The organism is Streptococcus sp. SM5 (genome assembly GCF_027497975.1).
Genome location: NZ_JAJNSC010000004.1, coordinates 1 through 17,649, shown reverse-complemented (window position 1 = coordinate 17,649; position 17,649 = coordinate 1). Strand labels below are relative to the sequence as shown.

Sequence of the window (17,649 nt, the reverse complement as noted above, 5' to 3'; positions counted from 1 at the left end):
ACTGAGATTTGATATAATAGTTGAAAACGCTTAAAAAGGGGAAAAATTATGTCTAAAACAATTGCAATTAATGCCGGTAGCTCAAGTTTGAAATGGCAACTGTATCAAATGCCAGAAGAACAGGTTCTTGCTAAAGGTTTAATTGAACGCATTGGTTTGAAGGATTCTATCTCAACAGTTAAATTCGATGGTCGTGCTGAAAAAGAAATCACTGATATTGAAAATCATACTGTTGCTGTTAAAATTTTGCTTGATGACTTAATCCGTTTTGATATTATCAAATCTTACGATGAAATCACAGGGGTTGGACACCGTGTTGTTGCTGGTGGTGAAGTCTTTACAGACTCTGTAGTAGTAGAAGGTGATGTTTTGGCTCAAATCGAAGAGTTAGGTCTACTTGCGCCATTGCATACTCCAGCTAACGTAGCCGGAATTCGCGCCTTCAAGGAACTGTTACCAAACGTAACTAGTGTTGCTGTTTTTGATACATCATTCCACTCAACTATGCCTGAGAAAGCTTACCGCTACCCACTACCAACTAAATATTACACAGAAAATAAAGTTCGAAAATATGGTGCTCACGGAACTAGCCACCAATTCGTAGCTCAAGAAGCAGCAAAACTGTTGGGACGTCCTCTAGAAGAATTAAAATTAATCACATGTCATATCGGTAACGGTGGTTCTATTACTGCGGTTAAGGGTGGAAAATCTGTTGATACATCTATGGGATTCACTCCACTTGCAGGTGTGATGATGGGAACAAGAACTGGTGATATCGATCCAGCTATCATTCCTTACCTTATGGAACATACAAATGATTTTAATACACCTGAAGACATGATCAATGTTTTGAACCGTGAGTCAGGTTTACAAGGTATTTTTGGTAAATCTAGTGATATGCGTGATGTAGAAGCTGGCGTTGAAGCTGGTGACAAAGATGCGATCTTAGCTCACGAAATGTATGTGGATCGCATTCAAAAACATATCGGTCAATACTTTGCAGTTCTTAATGGTGCAGACGCTATTATCTTTACTGCAGGAGTTGGTGAAAATTCTGCATTAGTACGTAAAGATGTTATCGAGGGACTCTCATGGTTTGGCTGTGATGTAGATCCAGAGAAAAATGTCTTTGGTGTGACTGGAGATATCTCAACAGCTGCAGCTAAAGTCCGTGTACTTGTTATTCCGACTGATGAAGAACTTGTGATTGCACGTGATGTTGAGCATTTGAAATAAACAGATATATGAAAAATCGACCTTCCTTTAAGGTCGATTTTTTGTTTTTGAAAAACAATTTACCATTTGGTTAGGGAGATTTCTCCACTGTTGAGCCATATTTTTTTACCACTAGTTAGCTCTACATGGAGTTCACCTTTATCTGAGATACTAGTTGCTTTACCAGAGAGTATTTCTTCTCCTTGTTTAAAACGAATATCTTTACCAAGGACTAGAGAGTTAGTCTTGTAAAGATGAAGCAGTTCATCGGAATTGGTTTCGTAGAAACATCTCCAGATTTCAGCAATCAGTTCATTTCGTGTGATGGGAGTTCTGTTTTGAAATAGACTTCCTGCTTTTTCTCTTAGGTCTTTTGGGAAATCCTTGATAGAAAAGTTTAGCCCAACACCAATGATGATATCTGTAACCAGCCCAGTTTCTATAGAAGTGACAGCTTCTGTCAAAATACCGGCAATCTTTTTATTATTAAAATAAATATCATTTACCCACTTGATACTGACATCTATCATGGTTAAATTTTTAATTGCTTTGTAGATAGCTCCTGCAACTAGGAGTGTATATGGAGGTAACTGGTCATAAGGGAGATTAGGTTTGATATGGAGGGACATATAGATTCCTCCTTGGGGAGGGGAAAAGTAGGGGCGATGGAAGCGACCACGCCCAGCTGTTTGACTAGTTGAGAGGTAGAGAGTATCACCAGTGCTATCTGCTTCTACGGCTTCTTTAGCATCGGTTTGAGTTGATTTGGTGACGGGTTTGAACTGAACAGTAATCGGACTCTTGGCTTCTATTTCTTGTGGCAAGATAAGGTCGCCTTGAAGAAGTTTATAACCACGGTTCTTAATGCTGTTAATGATTAGCCCCTCTTGTTGGAGGCGTTGGATGGCTTTCCACACTGCAGTACGGGAAATATTTAATCTCTCAGCAATTTTTTCTCCACTTAAGTAATCTGTTTCAGTAACTAGTATATTGTAAACTTGTTGATAAGATTTCATGTTCAGCCCTTTCTTGAATACCTGCTTTTATTTTATCATATTTTCGTAGTCGTATTAGAACTTTGGATGGAATATCTAGAAAACAAATTATTTTACCTATATTTTAGTTGTATGTCTCTAGAGTTAGTAGTTTTCAAATCATTTGAAAAGTGGTAAAATATTTAAATAGTTTATGTAAATCTGAGTTTTAGGATTCAGAGAGAAAGGATCTGTTGTGAAATCAATAGGTATCATCGAAAAGTTAAAGGGGTTCTCGAAGAGAGAATTAATCTTACTGGGAGTCATTCTCAGTATCTTTTTACCATTTTACCTTTTCTTAATTATATTCATCTCTTATCTAATAGGTTTGGTTATTACTGGAGAGATGAAGGAAATTTTAAAGCATCTATCCAATCATTTTGTATTACTCTTATTTATTGCGTATAGTGGAGGCGTTTCTCTATTAGCTCAAAACCTAATGGGAATGGTAGCAACCCTAGCAATGTTCCTCTTTGCCATATTCTTTTACTATTATCAGGCGCATCTCACACCAAAGTTTTTTAGGTTCATGTTGCAGGGAATCTTGTCGCTCAGCATGCTAGCATCAGTTTTTGCAGCCTTAGAGCATTTTCAAATTGTAAAGAAATTTGATTATACTTTCTTATCCCCTAAGATGCAGGTCTGGCATCAGAACCGAGCAGAAGTAGCCTTCTTTAATCCTAATTACTATGGAATTATCTGTTGCTTCTGTATTATGATTGGATTTTACTTAATCAGTACAACTAAATTGAGATGGTTGAGAATTTTCTCAGTGATTGCAATTTTTGCGAATTTGTTTGGATTAAATTTCACCCAAAATAGAACAGCATTCCCAGCCATTATCTTTGGTGCGATTATTTATCTTTTCACAACCATTAAGAACTGGCGTGCCTTCTGGCTTAGTATTGGAGTCTTTGCTGTTGGTCTTGCCTTTCTCTTCTCCAGTGATTTGGGAGTTCGAATGGGAACGCTCGATTCGTCTATGGAAGAACGAGTGTCGATCTGGAATGCAGGTATGACCTTATTCAAACAAAATCCCTTCTGGGGTGAGGGGCCTCTAACCTATATGCACTCTTATCCTCGTATTTTTGCTCCTTATCACGAACATGCTCATAGTATATACATTGATACGATATTGAGTTACGGTGTGGTAGGAACGGTATTATTAGGGATTGCTTCTTCAGACCCAATCCGAAAATTAATTGATATGAGTCAGGAGCCGAGCAAGCGTCCGATTGTTGGTCTTTATCTTTCATTCTTAACAGTAGTTGCTGTGCATGGAATTTTTGATTTGGCCCTCTTTTGGATTCAGTCCTCCTTCATCTTCCTTTTGGTAATGTGTAGTTTGCCATTAAAACATAGTATGATCGGAGAATTTGTTGAATAAACAAAAAGATAGTAGAAATGAGATTTTCTACTATCCTTTTTATTATTGAATAGCTTGAAGTAAATCTTCAGCTTGCTTTTCTAGAGAAGCAGCAACGCTATCTTCGAGGACTAATTGACCATCTGCCCAGGCAGAATCATTGACACGAGCTGCAGTAAATTCACCAACAACCTGTGTACGGATAAATGGTAGAAGGTCTTTATAGATTGCAAAGAGTTGGTCATGACCCGCATTAGCTACAGAAGATACTGTAACAATTTTATCTTGAAGAGCAGATGCTCCACGAGTGTCAGACAAGTCGATAGCACGTGAAAGCCAATCTAGTAAGTTTTTTACAGTTCCTGGAATTGAGAAGTTATATACTGGAGAAAAGATCCAGATAGCATCAGCTGCTTGAACCGCCTCACGTGCAGCTGCAACAGCTGGAAGAGTTGGAACTTCAAGATCTTGGCTAAATAGAGGAATTGCGGAGTAGTCAAGATAGCTAACTTCAGCTTTTCCTACAAGAGCTTTTTCTGCTTCCAGTGCCATTTGGTGATTGAAAGAACTTTCACGAAGTGAACCAACGATAAATAATACTTTTTTAGACATAGGGAGTCTCCTTTAAATTTAAATCAGAATTACTCTGTTGTTACAATATATGTTACAACAAAACAAAGTCATTTGCAAGAAATTTGCTCAGAATATAAAAAAGTATAAAATTTGAAGTATCAATCATGAGATTGTAGATAAAGAAAAGCCTATAGCTCAATAGTTGGAGCTTATATTTGAATGTCTGAAAGTAGGTTAGAGTTCAAGAATCTCCCCCTTAATTCACTTGTAATTCACTAGGATAGATGGTAAAATAGACGAGTGAAAAAGAGACAGAAAAAAGAAAAAAATTCCCTATTATCTCAGTACATTATTGGTATAACTTTGTTAACTTTAGTCATCACTTCATCCTTTCTTTTTTTGGTATGGCTCAGCATAAAGCCTTATCAAACTGCAAAGGTGGAAGGTGAAAAACTTGCTAAGCAATATGCAAATCTAGAAACGGTTAGCCAGGTTGATATCTTCAATGGTTTAGAAAGCTATTATAGTATTCTTGGTCAAGATAAGAACCAGAAACCAGTTGCTGTCTTAGTAGAGAAAAGTAGCAATATTATTTACGTATATCAACTAGAAAATGGTACTTCTCAAGAAAAAGCAGAAGCAGTTGTCAGAGAAAAAGGAGCAACTGAGATCGACAAGATTACTTTTGGACGGTACGCTGATAAGCCTGTCTGGGAAATCAAGTCTGGAGGAGACTATTATCTGGTAGGTTTTGAATCTGGTGCCTTAGTCGAAAAGGAGAAACAATGAACTTATCCAAACGTGTCTTAGAAATGGAAGAAAGTGTCACTCTGGCTAGTGATGCACGAGCAAAGAAGTTAAAAGCTGAAGGAAAAGATGTTCTTTTCTTAACTTTAGGTCAGCCCGATTTTCATACTCCTGAAAATATTCAAGATGCCGCTGTTGCAGCCATTCGAGATGGACGTGCTTCTTTTTATACAGTAGCTTCAGGTTTACCTGAATTAAAGGCAGCAGTTAATACTTATTTTGAACGTTATTATGGCTATTCTGTGGCAGCAAATGAAGTCACTTTTGCTACAGGTGCCAAGTTCTCCCTTTATACTTTCTTTATGGCTGTGATTAATCCATGTGATGAGGTTATCATTCCAACACCTTACTGGGTCAGCTATGGGGACCAGGTTAAAATGGCTGGTGGTGTTCCAGTCTTTGTCCAAGCCAAGGAAGACAATCACTTTAAAGTAACTGTGGAGCAATTAGAAGCAGCTCGCACAGATAAGACTAAAGTCTTGGTACTAAACTCACCATCTAATCCGACTGGGATGATCTATTCTCGTGAGGAACTCTTGGCCATTGGAAATTGGGCTATTGAACATGATATTCTCATCCTGGCCGATGATATTTATGGTCGTTTGGTCTATAATGGGAATGAGTTCGTCCCAATCTCTAGTCTATCAGAAGCTATTCGCAAACAAACCATTGTCATCAATGGAGTGTCTAAGGCATACGCTATGACTGGTTGGCGTGTTGGTTATGCAGTAGGTAATCCAGAAATTATTGCTGCTATGAGCAAATTGACTGGTCAAACAACTTCTAACCTAACAGCTGTATCTCAATATGCAACGATTGAAGCGCTAACTGGACCGCAAGACTCTGTAGAAACCATGCGCCAAGCTTTTGAAGAACGTTTGAATACCATCTATCCACTCTTATGTGAAGTCCCTGGCTTTGAGGTTGTCAAACCGCAAGGAGCTTTCTACCTCTTCCCAAATGTTAAAAAAGCTATGGAGATGAAAGGCTATACAGACGTAACGGCATTTACAACGGCTATTCTTGAGGAAGTTGGTCTGGCCTTGATTACAGGAGCTGGATTTGGAGCACCAGAAAATGTTCGTCTCAGCTATGCGACAGACCTAGATACACTTAAAGAAGCCATTCGTCGTTTGCACCAATTTATGGAAAGATAAGAAGCTTAACCTCCGTCTTAATAGCGGAGGTTTTTATTTTTAAAAACTTATGAATTTCTGTCAAACTAGCTAGCTATCAGCCATTATTTGTGGTACAATAATGAGTAATAATGTCTTTGGACAAGTTAAACGAATAAAGGAAGATAAATGATGACAAAACGTGTAACAATTATCGAAGTAAAAGACTACGTTGGTCAAGAAGTGACTATCGGTGCATGGGTTGCTAACAAGTCAGGAAAAGGGAAAATTGCCTTCTTGCAATTGCGTGATGGAACAGCCTTTTTCCAAGGTGTAGCTTTCAAACCAAACTTTATCGAAAAATTTGGAGAAGAAGTGGGGCTTGAAAAATTTGACACCATCAAACGTCTAAGCCAAGAAACATCAGTGTTTGTGACTGGTATTGTCAAAGAAGACGAACGCTCAAAATTTGGTTATGAATTGGATATTACAGACATCGAAGTTATCGGTGAATCTCAAGATTATCCAATCACTCCTAAAGAACACGGGACAGACTTCTTGATGGATAACCGCCACTTGTGGTTGCGTTCACGCAAACAAGTTGCTGTCATGCAAATCCGTAATGCTATTATCTATGCAACTTATGAGTTCTTTGATAAAAATGGCTTCATGAAGTTTGATAGCCCAATTCTTTCAGGAAATGCTGCAGAAGATTCTACAGAACTTTTCGAAACGGACTACTTTGGAACACCAGCTTACTTGAGCCAATCAGGTCAACTTTATCTGGAAGCTGGTGCTATGGCCCTTGGTCGCGTATTTGACTTTGGTCCAGTATTCCGTGCTGAAAAATCAAAAACTCGTCGTCACTTGACTGAATTCTGGATGATGGATGCAGAGTATTCATACTTGACCCACGATGAGTCACTTGACTTGCAAGAAGCTTATGTCAAAGCTCTTCTTCAAGGCGTTCTAGATCGTGCACCTCAAGCTTTGGAAACATTGGAGCGTGATACAGAGCTCTTGAAACGCTATATTGCAGAGCCATTCAAACGCATCACTTACGATCAAGCCATTGATCTCTTGCAAGAGCATGAAAACGATGAAGACGCTGACTATGAACATCTCGAGCATGGAGATGACTTCGGCTCACCACACGAGACTTGGATTTCAAACCACTTTGGTGTACCAACCTTTGTCATGAACTACCCAGCAGCTATCAAGGCCTTCTACATGAAGCCAGTCCCTGGTAACCCAGATCGCGTACTTTGTGCAGACTTGCTCGCACCAGAAGGTTATGGAGAAATCATCGGTGGTTCAATGCGTGAGGAAGACTATGATGCCCTTGTAGCGAAGATGGAATCACTCGGTATGGATCGTACAGAGTATGAATTTTACCTTGACCTTCGTAAATACGGTACAGTACCACACGGTGGATTTGGTATCGGTATCGAGCGTATGGTAACCTTCGCAGCTGGTACAAAACACATCCGTGAGGCTATTCCCTTCCCACGTATGTTGCACCGTATCAAACCTTAATAACTATATAAAACGCCAGTTGGCGTTTTTACTTTAAACGAAAGAGGTGGAGAAAATGTAAGCAATTCTATGTAAGTCTTTTAGAAACAGTCATAATACATATTGAAAGAGAGAAAACAATGTTTAAAAGAACTTACAAACGCAACATTCCACTCCTAGCAGGACTGGAATTTACATCTTATTTTGGAATTACCAGTTTTTGGATTTTATTTTTCATTCAGAATGGTCTTTCCTTGCTGCAAATCGGTCTATTAGAGAGTATCTTTCATGGGACAAGTCTTTTATGTGAAATCCCATCTGGTATGTTAGCCGATCGATTTAGCTACAAGACCAATCTCTATTTGGCTCGCTTGGCCAGTATTGTATCCTCTATCTTGATTTTGTTTGGTCAGGGGAATTTTTGGATCTATGCTCTTGCCATGATGGTCAGTGCTTGGTCCTATAATTTTGACTCGGGAACCAGCACCGCTTTCTTATATGATTCTGCGGTAGAAGCGGGTCAAAAGGATCGATATCTTCAGATTTCTAGCTTTTTGTCTGGTGTGGCAGAAGTCACCCGAACCCTAGGTACAGTTATCGCAGGCTTCTTTATTCACGGAGAATTGGCTTGGACCTATCTCATTGCTATTGGATTATCTTTTCTTTCTATAATCTTGATTTATTTTATGAAAGAACCAATGGCTAAGAGAGAGAAAAATGAAGTCATAACCTTTAAAACGATTGTCCTGCAAGTTCGAAAAGAATGGCATGAAAAGCCAGTACTCTTTTATTGGATGATGACTTATCAGCTAGTCGGAACACTCATGTGCATGTTTTACTTTTACTATCAGCAGAAAGTAAGTGACTTAGCAGGATGGCAGGTATCGCTGGTCATGCTGATTGGTAGTGGCTTAAATCTTATAGCAGTTTATGTAGCTAGTCAAATCGGTAAAAAATGGAATAGCAATCGAGTTTTTCCGACTCTTGTTGCACTAACGGGCTTGGCCTTACTATTGGTATTTTTTAGAACTCTCTTTGCTCTTCTTCTCGTATATCTTTTAACTGATACACTTTATGCAGTTTATCAACCAATCTATTTCAATGATTTACAAGGCTATTTACCTTCCAGTGTAAGAGCAACTATGCTTAGTATCAATTCTATGCTCTTTAGTTTATCTATGATTGTCATTTTCCCACTGACAGGTTGGTTGATTGATCGTTGGGGTCTTGTAGCTGTCTTTTTAGTTCTAGGTCTTATCTTGCTTTTAATCTGCCCTATCCTAATAATCGGTCTGACAAAAATGGGCAAGGTATTAAATCAGGACTTAATAACTGAATAAAGCATGAAACCCTATTTGCCCAAAGAGAATTCTTGTGATAAAATAACAAGAAGAAAAGGAGAAGAGCATGATTGATGTAGAAGAAATTCTAAGCAAGATGAATTCCAATCAAAAGATCAACTATGACCGTGTCATGCAAAAAATGGTCCAAGTTTGGGAAAAAAATGAAGAGAGACCAACTATTCTCATGCACGTCTGTTGTGCTCCATGTAGCACTTACACTCTAGAGTATTTGACCAAGTATGCGGATGTGACCATCTATTTTGCTAATTCCAATATCCATCCCAAGGCAGAATATCATAAGCGTGCTTATGTGACTAAAAAGTTTGTCAGTGATTTTAATGAACGAACTGGCAATCATGTCCAATACCTAGAAGCGCCTTATGAACCCAATGAATACCGTAAACTGGTCCGAGGTTTGGAAGAAGAACCTGAAGGTGGGGACCGTTGTAAGGTTTGTTTTGACTATCGTTTGGACAAGACAGCGCAGGTGGCTATGGATTTAGGATTTGACTACTTTGGTTCAGCCCTAACCATCAGTCCTCACAAAAATTCACAAACAATTAACAGTATTGGAATTGATGTGCAGAAAATCTACACCACTCACTATCTTCCGAGTGATTTTAAGAAAAATCAAGGCTATAAACGCTCTGTAGAAATGTGTGAAGAGTATGATATCTATCGCCAATGTTACTGTGGCTGTGTCTATGCAGCTCAAGCTCAAAATATTGACTTGGTACAGGTCAAGAAGGATGCAACAGCCTTTATGGTAGATAAGGATATCGAGAAAGACTATTCTCATATCAAGTTCACTGTTACGAAGTTAGATATTTAGACGAAAACCTGCCACATTAGGCAGGTTTTTTTGATTATAAAAAAACTAGGGCAGATACCCTAGTTTGACAACTTTACCGATTCTTTAGTTCTACGTAGCGTTTGTACCAAATATTGACATAGGCTTCTGAGAAGGGGCCTCGTTCATTGTTAATCCAATCAACAAGAATCTTGACATGCTCTTTCAAAATATAGTCTAAGTCAGAAGAATACTTCATTTTTCGCTTATGTCGTTCATATTCCTCAACGTCCAAGAGGCGTTTCTCACCATCTGTAAAAACTTTAACATCCAAATCATAGTCAATGTATTTTAAAGCTTCTTCGTCTAGATAGTAAGGACTTGCCATATTGCAGTAGTAGGAAATACCATTATCACGAATCATAGCGATTATATTAAACCAATATTTCTTGTGAAAGTAAACAATAGCCGGTTCTCTAGTCACCCAACGACGGCCATCACTCTCGGTAACGAGTGTATGGTCATTGACGCCGATAATAGCGTTCTCTGTTGTTTTTAGTACCATGGTGTCTCGCCAAGTGCGGTGAAGACTCCCATCATGCTTATAACTTTGAATTGTAATAAAGTCGCCTTCTTTTGGAAGTTTCATAACTAACCAACTTTCTACAATTTATAAGTTTATCGTTTACTATTGTATCACATTTTTGTTTAAAGTTCTTAGTTTTTTTATGAAAAAATTAAAGATATTCTCTGAGAGCGCTGGCTATATCCGAAAAATCATAACCTTTTCGTGCTAAAACTTGGGTTAAACGCTGCTTGAGTTCGTATCCTTCATACTTTCGTGAATATTTCCGATATTGCTTGTCTAACTCTTTGAAAATTAGTTCCTGAACAGTTTCCTCTTCTACCTGGTTATCCAGCTGATCAAAGGCTGTTTTAGCTTCCGAGTAGGAAAACCCTTTGTTGGTGAGGTTTTGGATAATCTTATCTTGTAAGGCACGGGCAGGGAATTTACCATCATATTTTTTTAGTAGTTTTTGGGCTGTACGCTCTGCGACTTCTGTCATATCAAATTCTTGTAAGACTTCTTGGATGATAGATTTGGCAACTCCCTTTTGAGAAATTTTCTGCATGAGCATGTAGCTTCCCTTGTCACCTGAAAGCTGATTGGAGTTGATGATGGTATATGCATATTGACGGTCGTTAATCCAATTGTCCTCCTTGAGAGCTTGAATAACTGGGGGAATAATTTTCTCATCAATTTCATGTTTGATAAGATAATCTCGAACTTCTTTTTCAGTGCGAGCTTTAAAGGATAAGTGGTAGAGGGCCAAGTTTTTTCCGTGGGAAAATTGTGCAAAGGTCTGGATTTCTGCAAACTCTTCTGAACTAATTTCCTTATCCTTGGTCAACATAAAGCGAACAATGGTATCCTCGGTAATGTAGCAAGTTTTGTCGCTATCAAGCTCTAGCAAATAGAGTCTTTTTTTCTTTTCAAGTTTTGTGATTTTCATGTTTCTATTATAGCGCAATTTATGATAAGATAGGGATATGAATTTAAAAGTCAAACAAAAAATTCCATTAAAAATTAAGCGTATGGGGATAAACGGGGAAGGTATCGGATTTTTCCAGAAAACCCTCGTTTTTGTTCCTGGAGCCCTCAAGGGAGAAGATATCTATTGTCAGGTGACTTCCGTTAAGCGTAACTACGTTGAGGCTAAACTCCTTGAGGTCAATAAAAAATCTAAGTTTCGAGTGGTACCAGACTGCACCATTTATAATGAGTGTGGAGGATGTCAAATCATGCATCTACATTATGATAAGCAGCTGGAGTTTAAAACGGACCTTCTCAATCAAGCTCTGAAGAAATTTGCACCCGCTGGTTACGAAAACTATGAAATCAGACCAACTATTGGCATGCAGGAACCCAAGTATTATCGAGCTAAACTACAATTCCAAACTCGAAAGTTTAAAGGCCAAGTTAAGGCGGGATTATATGCTCAAAATTCCCATTATTTGGTCGAGTTAAAAGACTGCCTAGTCCAAGACAAGGAAACGCAAGCTATTGCCAATCGCATTGCTGAGCTCTTGACCTATCATCAAATTCCGATTACGGATGAACGGAAAATCCTTGGAGTTCGGACCATCATGGTTCGTCGCGCACGGAAAACTGGGCAAGTTCAGATTATCATTGTGACCAATCGTCAATTAAATCTGACTCAATTTGTGAAAGATTTAGTCAAGGATTATCCTGAAGTAGTGACTGTCGCAGTCAATACCAATACTGCTAAAACTAGTGAGATTTATGGGGACAAGACTGAGATTGTTTGGGGACAGGATAGTATTCGTGAGGGTGTATTAGACTATGAGTTTTCTCTTTCACCTCGAGCTTTTTACCAGCTCAATCCCGAACAGACGGAAATTCTCTATAGTGAAGCCGTTAAGGCCTTGGACGTGACTGAGGACGACCATCTGATCGATGCCTATTGTGGTGTTGGGACCATTGGTTTCGCTTTTGCTAAAAAAGTCAAAAGTTTGAGAGGGATGGATATTATTCCAGAAGCCATTGAGGACGCCAAAGAAAATGCTAAGCGCATGGGTTATACCAATACTCATTATGAAGCAGGAACTGCAGAAGAAATTATCCCTCGTTGGTACAAGGAAGGCTATCGTGCCGATGCTTTGATAGTAGACCCGCCGCGTACTGGTTTAGATGATAAGCTCTTGGATACCATCGTCAAATACGCTCCTGAAAAGATGGTTTATGTATCCTGCAATGTATCTACCTTGGCGCGTGATTTAGTCCGTTTGCTAGAGGTTTATGACTTACATTATATCCAGTCCGTTGATATGTTTCCACACACTGCACGAACGGAAGCAGTAGTTAAATTGACCAAGCGTAAATCATCTTCTAAATAGAAATAAGAGCACGAAAATTTTTGAAAATCAGCTTTCTGGTTACAGAGTAAGATTTGCAAGCTCCCTATAATTATGATAAAATAAATAGAAAATAAAATGAAAAAACGAGGTAAGTGAAATGTCACGTAAACCATTTATTGCTGGTAACTGGAAAATGAACAAAAACCCAGAAGAAGCAAAAGCATTCGTTGAAGCAGTTGCATCAAAACTTCCTTCATCAGACCTTGTTGAAGCTGGTATTGCAGTTCCTGCACTTGACTTGACAACTGTATTAGCCGCAGCTAAAGGAACTGACCTTAAAGTTGCAGCTCAAAACTGCTACTTTGAAAATGCAGGTGCTTTCACTGGAGAAACTAGCCCACAAGTTTTGAAAGAAATCGGTACTGACTACGTTGTTATCGGTCACTCAGAGCGTCGTGACTACTTCCATGAAACTGACGAAGATATCAACAAAAAAGCAAAAGCAATCTTTGCAAACGGTATGCTTCCAATCATCTGTTGTGGTGAGTCACTTGAAACTTACGAGGCTGGTAAAGCTGCTGAATTCGTAGGTGCTCAAGTATCTGCTGCTCTTGCAGGATTGACAGCCGAGCAAGTAGCTTCATCAGTTATCGCTTATGAGCCAATCTGGGCTATCGGTACTGGTAAATCTGCTTCACAAGATGACGCACAAAAAATGTGTAAAGTTGTTCGTGACGTAGTAGCTGCTGACTTCGGTCAAGAAGTTGCTGATAAAGTACGTGTTCAATACGGTGGTTCAGTTAAACCTGAAAACGTTGCTGAATACATGGCTTGTCCAGACGTTGACGGAGCTCTTGTAGGTGGTGCATCACTTGATCCAGAAAGCTTCTTGGCATTGCTTGACTTTGTAAAATAAGCCTCAAATATCTGAGACAGACAGTTCCCTCTCTCGAGGTTAAGACTGCCTGTCTTCTTTTTAGTAAAAAGGCGTGCGAAAGCACGCTCTTTTCTGCATTTTAGAAGAAAAAGAAAGGAGAATTATGCTTTATATTTGGTCTTATCTCAAACGCTATCCCAAGTGGCTTATCCTGGACTTTCTTGGGGCTATTTTCTTTGTACTTGTTAATCTAGGCTTACCAACAGTTCTGGCTCGCATGATTGACCAAGGGATTAATCAGGGGAATCAAGAAAAACTTTACTTTTGGGCCATGATTATGCTAGTCATTATCGTTTTGGGAACATTTGGACGAATTGTACTATCTTATGCTGCTAGTAAACTGACCACCAATATGGTCAAGGATATGCGGAATGATGTCTATGCCAAGTTACAGGAGTATTCTCATCACGAATACGAACAAATAGGTGTATCATCACTAGTTACTCGGATTACCAGTGATGCCTTTGTTCTCATGCAGTTTGCAGAGCAGACGCTTAAGTTGGGTGTTATCACTCCCATGATGATGCTCTCTAGTGTACTCATGATTTTCTTGACTAGTCCATCACTAGCTTGGATTGTAGCTTTTTCAGTACCTTTCTTAGCAGTCGTTGTTGTCTATGTAGCTGTAAGAACTCGACCCCTATCAGAAAAACAACAGAAAACACTGGATAAGATTAATCAATATGTCCGAGAGAATTTGATGGGCTTACGAGTGATTCGAGCCTTTGCTCGTGAAGACTTCCAAGAAGAACGCTTCGCAGAGCAAAATGCAATCTATGCTGATAATTCGAGCCGCTTGTTTAAATTGACAGGTTTGACCGAACCTCTTTTTGTGCAAATCATTATCGCTATGATTGTCGCTATTGTTTGGTTTGCTCTAGATCCTCTCCAACAAGGAAGTTTGCAGATTGGGGATTTGGTAGCCTTTATTGAGTATAGTTTCCATGCCCTCTTGTCCTTCTTATTCTTGTCTAGCCTCTTTACCATGTACCCACGTACTGCCGTATCCAGTGAGCGCTTGAAGGAAATTATGGATATGCCCATTTCTATTGATCCAAATGAAAATGGCATTAGGGAGACAGAAACACATGGTTATCTAGAATTTGAAAATGTGACCTTTGCCTATCCTGGAGAGACTGAGAATCCTGTTCTACACAATATTTCCTTTAGTGCGAAACCGGGTGAGACCATAGCTTTTATTGGTTCAACTGGTTCTGGGAAATCTTCATTGGTTCAGTTGATTCCACGTTTTTACGATGTTACTCTAGGGAAAATAAAGGTTGATGGTGTTGACGTGCGGGAATACCGACTCAAGTCTCTTCGTCAAAAGATTGGTTTTATTCCTCAAAAAGCCTTGCTCTTTACTGGAACAATTGCAGAAAATCTGCGTTACGGGAAAGAGGATGCTAGTCGTGAAGAATTGAATCAAGCAGCAGATGTTGCCCAAGCCAAAGACTTTATCGAAAGTCGAGAAGAAGGTTTTGGAACCCATCTAGCCGAAGGTGGAAGTAACCTGTCTGGTGGGCAAAAGCAACGGTTATCAATTGCCAGAGCAGTTATCAAAGAGCCAGATATCTACATCTTTGATGATTCTTTTTCAGCCTTGGACTATCGTACGGATGCTATCTTACGTCGACGTCTTAAGGAAGTCACTCAAAATGCAACGGTCTTAATCGTTGCTCAGCGGGTTGGAACCATTATGGATGCTGACCAGATAATCGTCCTTGATAAGGGTGAAATCGTTGGTCGTGGACGTCATGAGGAATTGATGGAGACCAATGATATCTATCGAGAAATTGCTGAGTCGCAGTTGAAAAATGCGTCTCTAACAGAAGAATAGGAGGTAAGGGATGAAAAAACAATCTAGCTTAGCTCGTCTATGGAGCTATTTAAAAGCCTACCGTTTCTCTGTCTTTCTTGCAGTGTTTCTTAAGATTCTAAGTGTAGTTATGAGTGTTATTGAGCCTTTTGTCTTAGGGCTTGCCATTACAGAATTAACCTCTAATCTCCTTGATATGGCTAAAGGAGTTGCAGGTGCTGGACTGAATACTAGCTACATTGCAGTCATTTTGGTCATCTACCTCTTACGAGGGGTCCTCTACGAATTAGGTTCTTATTATTCTAATTACTTTATGACCAATGCTGTGCAGTTCATGATACAGGATTTGCGTAGAGAAATGAATGAAAAAATCAATCGCATCCCTGTATCTTACTTTGACAAGCATCAATTTGGAGATTTGCTGGGACGTTTTACCAGTGATGTAGAGACTGTGTCTAATGCTCTTCAGCAATCCTTCTTACAGATTGTCAATGCTGTATTTACAATCCTCCTAGTAATGGGAATGGTATTATACTTGAATCTTCAATTAGCTATTATCGTTATTCTGTCAATTCCGGTAACTTATTTTGGAGCTAAGACCATCATGAATCGTTCTCAGCCTTATTTTAAACAACAGGCGGCTATCTTAGGACGCATGAATGGATTTGTGCAAGAAAACTTGACAGGTTTTAATGTCTTGAAGCTCTATGGTCGTGAAGAAAACTCTCAGCAGGAATTTGCAGAGATTACAGATGAATTGCAGCAGGTAGGTTTCAAGGCCAGCTTTATCTCAGGTTTGATGATGCCTGCCCTTCATATCGTATCTGATTTGACTTATCTGATTGTTGCAGTTTTAGGAGGTTTGCAGGTTATTGCGGGGCGCTTGACCATTGGTAACATGCAGGCTTTCGTTCAGTATGTGTGGCAGGTCAGTCAACCAATTCAAAATATCACTCAATTAGCAGGACAAATGCAAAGTGCTAAGTCTTCGCTTGACCGTGTCTTTGAAGTTTTAGATGAACAGGAAGAAGTTCAAACTAAAGAAGTAAAAGACTTGGCACCATTGACAGGCCAAGTTAGTTTCAAAAATGTCGATTTCCAATATGTGGAAAACAAACCATTGATTCGGAATTTCAACTTAGATGTTGAACCTGGAGAGATGGTGGCTATCGTAGGACCAACTGGAGCAGGGAAAACAACCTTGATTAACCTTCTCATGCGTTTTTATGATGTAACTGCTGGAGCTATTTTAGTTGACGGTCATGATATTCGAGACTTATCTCGTAAGGACTACCGACGCCAGTTTGGTATGGTTTTACAGGATGCTTGGCTCTATGAAGGAAGCATCAAGGAAAATCTTCGATTTGGAAATCTGGAGGCAACTGATGAGGAAATCGTTGCAGCAGCTAAGGCTGCCAATGTAGATCACTTTATCCGCACCCTTCCTGGTGGCTATAACATGGAGATGAACCAAGAGTCAAGTAATATTTCTCTTGGTCAGAAACAGCTTTTAACCATTGCTCGTGCCCTCTTAGCCAATCCAAAAATTCTAATCCTTGATGAAGCGACATCATCAGTTGACACCCGTTTAGAACTCTTGATTCAAAAAGCTATGAAGCGTTTGATGAAGGGAAGAACAAGCTTTGTCATTGCACATCGACTTTCTACGATACAAGAAGCTGATAAGATTTTGGTACTTAAAGATGGACAGATAATCGAACAGGGAAATCATGAAAGTCTTTTGGCTGCAAAAGGTTTCTATTATGATCTTTATCAAAGTCAATTTTCTAGTAAAAACAGAGAAAATAGCTAGGATAAATAGCCACTCATTTTCTTAAATTATCAGTCAATTACAACTTTTTTAATATGAGTTAATTTCCTTGCTTTTGTCTACTTGAAGTAGTATACTGAGGTAGTAATCAATAAATATGGTTACAAAAATAATTTTACGAGGTTAGAAAAATGGTTGAATTGAAAAAAGATGCATTAAAAGATGTAACAACATTATCTAAGACAGCTCCTGAAACGCTAGTAAAAACAAAGGAAGTCTTGAATCAAGCTGTGGCTGACTTGTACGTAGCGCATATCGCTCTTCATCAAGTTCACTGGTACATGCGTGGACGTGGTTTTATGGTATGGCATCCTAAGATGGATGAATACATGGATAGTTTAGACGGACAATTGGATGAAATTAGCGAACGCTTAATTACACTTGGTGGCAAACCTTACTCTACTTTGACGGAGTTCCTTCAACA

Annotated in this window: 16 protein-coding genes; 12 read left to right on the top strand and 4 right to left on the bottom strand. The window is 39.1% G+C overall.

Going from position 1 to position 17,649, the window contains the following annotated elements; all coding sequences use genetic code 11:
• The first annotated feature begins 48 nt into the window (after positions 1 to 48).
• Positions 49 to 1,236 carry an acetate kinase gene (locus tag PAN07_RS03930; protein WP_269797156.1) on the top strand — a complete coding sequence of 396 codons (1,188 nt, stop codon included), beginning with the start codon at positions 49 to 51 and terminating at the stop codon, positions 1,234 to 1,236.
• 59 nt (positions 1,237 to 1,295) lie between these two features.
• Here PAN07_RS03930 and birA read toward each other — a convergent pair whose 3' ends face one another.
• On the bottom strand, positions 1,296 to 2,231 hold the full coding sequence (gene birA, locus PAN07_RS03925) for a bifunctional biotin--[acetyl-CoA-carboxylase] ligase/biotin operon repressor BirA (protein WP_269797155.1): 936 nt from the start codon (positions 2,229 to 2,231) through the stop codon (positions 1,296 to 1,298).
• 214 nt (positions 2,232 to 2,445) lie between these two features.
• On the opposite strand from birA, the gene PAN07_RS03920 reads away from it, so the two are divergent.
• Positions 2,446 to 3,636 (top strand): O-antigen ligase, encoded by a 1,191-nt coding sequence (locus tag PAN07_RS03920; protein WP_269797154.1) that lies wholly within the window; start codon positions 2,446 to 2,448, stop codon positions 3,634 to 3,636.
• Positions 3,637 to 3,678: 42 nt separating this feature from the next.
• On the opposite strand, the gene PAN07_RS03915 is transcribed toward PAN07_RS03920, so the two are convergent.
• Complete coding sequence (locus PAN07_RS03915; protein ID WP_269797153.1) at positions 3,679 to 4,227, bottom strand: NADPH-dependent FMN reductase; 549 nt, start codon at positions 4,225 to 4,227, stop codon at positions 3,679 to 3,681.
• 261 nt (positions 4,228 to 4,488) lie between these two features.
• Here PAN07_RS03915 and PAN07_RS03910 point away from each other — a divergent pair, with 261 nt between their 5' ends.
• The 5 genes from PAN07_RS03910 (at position 4,489) to PAN07_RS03890 (ending at position 9,800) form a co-directional block, all read left to right on the top strand.
• A complete protein-coding gene (locus tag PAN07_RS03910; RefSeq protein WP_269797152.1) occupies positions 4,489 to 4,977 on the top strand; it encodes a DUF5590 domain-containing protein in 489 nt (162 codons plus the stop codon).
• Positions 4,974 to 6,152, top strand: coding sequence for a pyridoxal phosphate-dependent aminotransferase (locus tag PAN07_RS03905; RefSeq protein WP_269797151.1), 1,179 nt, complete (start codon positions 4,974 to 4,976; stop codon positions 6,150 to 6,152). The genes PAN07_RS03910 and PAN07_RS03905 overlap by 4 nt, the downstream gene beginning before the upstream one ends.
• A 147-nt stretch (positions 6,153 to 6,299) precedes the next feature.
• The gene (asnS, locus tag PAN07_RS03900) at positions 6,300 to 7,646 is read left to right on the top strand and encodes an asparagine--tRNA ligase (protein ID WP_269797150.1); all 1,347 of its coding nucleotides are present in this window, start codon (positions 6,300 to 6,302) and stop codon (positions 7,644 to 7,646) included.
• Positions 7,647 to 7,765: 119 nt separating this feature from the next.
• Positions 7,766 to 8,965: an MFS transporter gene (locus PAN07_RS03895; protein ID WP_269797149.1), complete on the top strand. Its 1,200-nt coding sequence runs from the start codon at positions 7,766 to 7,768 to the stop codon at positions 8,963 to 8,965.
• A gap of 67 nt (positions 8,966 to 9,032) precedes the next feature.
• The gene (locus PAN07_RS03890) at positions 9,033 to 9,800 is read left to right on the top strand and encodes an epoxyqueuosine reductase QueH (protein ID WP_269797148.1); all 768 of its coding nucleotides are present in this window, start codon (positions 9,033 to 9,035) and stop codon (positions 9,798 to 9,800) included.
• Positions 9,801 to 9,873: 73 nt separating this feature from the next.
• Here PAN07_RS03890 and PAN07_RS03885 read toward each other — a convergent pair whose 3' ends face one another.
• Positions 9,874 to 10,407, bottom strand: a complete 534-nt coding sequence (locus tag PAN07_RS03885) for a DUF402 domain-containing protein (RefSeq protein WP_049504712.1) — start codon at positions 10,405 to 10,407, stop codon at positions 9,874 to 9,876.
• An 88-nt stretch (positions 10,408 to 10,495) separates the two neighbouring features.
• Entirely contained in the window at positions 10,496 to 11,272 is a 777-nt protein-coding gene (gene recX / locus PAN07_RS03880; protein ID WP_269797147.1) for a recombination regulator RecX, read from the bottom strand.
• Between the two features lie 37 nt (positions 11,273 to 11,309).
• On the opposite strand from recX, the gene rlmD reads away from it, so the two are divergent.
• The 5 genes from rlmD to PAN07_RS03855 form a co-directional block, all read left to right on the top strand.
• Positions 11,310 to 12,677 (top strand): 23S rRNA (uracil(1939)-C(5))-methyltransferase RlmD, encoded by a 1,368-nt coding sequence (rlmD, locus tag PAN07_RS03875; protein WP_269797146.1) that lies wholly within the window; start codon positions 11,310 to 11,312, stop codon positions 12,675 to 12,677.
• Between the two features lie 118 nt (positions 12,678 to 12,795).
• The gene (gene tpiA / locus PAN07_RS03870) at positions 12,796 to 13,554 is read left to right on the top strand and encodes a triose-phosphate isomerase (RefSeq protein WP_269797145.1); all 759 of its coding nucleotides are present in this window, start codon (positions 12,796 to 12,798) and stop codon (positions 13,552 to 13,554) included.
• Positions 13,555 to 13,678: 124 nt separating this feature from the next.
• The gene (locus tag PAN07_RS03865; protein ID WP_269797144.1) at positions 13,679 to 15,415 is read left to right on the top strand and encodes an ABC transporter ATP-binding protein; all 1,737 of its coding nucleotides are present in this window, start codon (positions 13,679 to 13,681) and stop codon (positions 15,413 to 15,415) included.
• A gap of 10 nt (positions 15,416 to 15,425) precedes the next feature.
• A complete protein-coding gene (locus PAN07_RS03860) occupies positions 15,426 to 17,207 on the top strand; it encodes an ABC transporter ATP-binding protein (protein WP_269797143.1) in 1,782 nt (593 codons plus the stop codon).
• Between the two features lie 149 nt (positions 17,208 to 17,356).
• Positions 17,357 to 17,649 (top strand): ferritin-like domain-containing protein (locus PAN07_RS03855; protein ID WP_269797142.1); only part of this gene is annotated, 293 nt, incomplete at its 3' end.

Bases quoted from the DNA above. Each gene is read 5' to 3' on its own strand.
- PAN07_RS03930 (WP_269797156.1), top strand. From the start codon at position 49: ATGTCTAAAACAATTGCAATTAATGCCGGTAGCTCAAGTTTGAAATGG.
- birA (WP_269797155.1), bottom strand. From the start codon at position 2,231: ATGAAATCTTATCAACAAGTTTACAATATACTAGTTACTGAAACAGAT.
- PAN07_RS03915 (WP_269797153.1), bottom strand. From the start codon at position 4,227: ATGTCTAAAAAAGTATTATTTATCGTTGGTTCACTTCGTGAAAGTTCT.
- PAN07_RS03905 (WP_269797151.1), top strand. From the start codon at position 4,974: ATGAACTTATCCAAACGTGTCTTAGAAATGGAAGAAAGTGTCACTCTG.
- asnS (WP_269797150.1), top strand. From the start codon at position 6,300: ATGATGACAAAACGTGTAACAATTATCGAAGTAAAAGACTACGTTGGT.
- PAN07_RS03895 (WP_269797149.1), top strand. From the start codon at position 7,766: ATGTTTAAAAGAACTTACAAACGCAACATTCCACTCCTAGCAGGACTG.
- PAN07_RS03890 (WP_269797148.1), top strand. From the start codon at position 9,033: ATGATTGATGTAGAAGAAATTCTAAGCAAGATGAATTCCAATCAAAAG.
- PAN07_RS03885 (WP_049504712.1), bottom strand. From the start codon at position 10,407: ATGAAACTTCCAAAAGAAGGCGACTTTATTACAATTCAAAGTTATAAG.
- recX (WP_269797147.1), bottom strand. From the start codon at position 11,272: ATGAAAATCACAAAACTTGAAAAGAAAAAAAGACTCTATTTGCTAGAG.
- rlmD (WP_269797146.1), top strand. From the start codon at position 11,310: ATGAATTTAAAAGTCAAACAAAAAATTCCATTAAAAATTAAGCGTATG.
- tpiA (WP_269797145.1), top strand. From the start codon at position 12,796: ATGTCACGTAAACCATTTATTGCTGGTAACTGGAAAATGAACAAAAAC.
- PAN07_RS03865 (WP_269797144.1), top strand. From the start codon at position 13,679: ATGCTTTATATTTGGTCTTATCTCAAACGCTATCCCAAGTGGCTTATC.
- PAN07_RS03860 (WP_269797143.1), top strand. From the start codon at position 15,426: ATGAAAAAACAATCTAGCTTAGCTCGTCTATGGAGCTATTTAAAAGCC.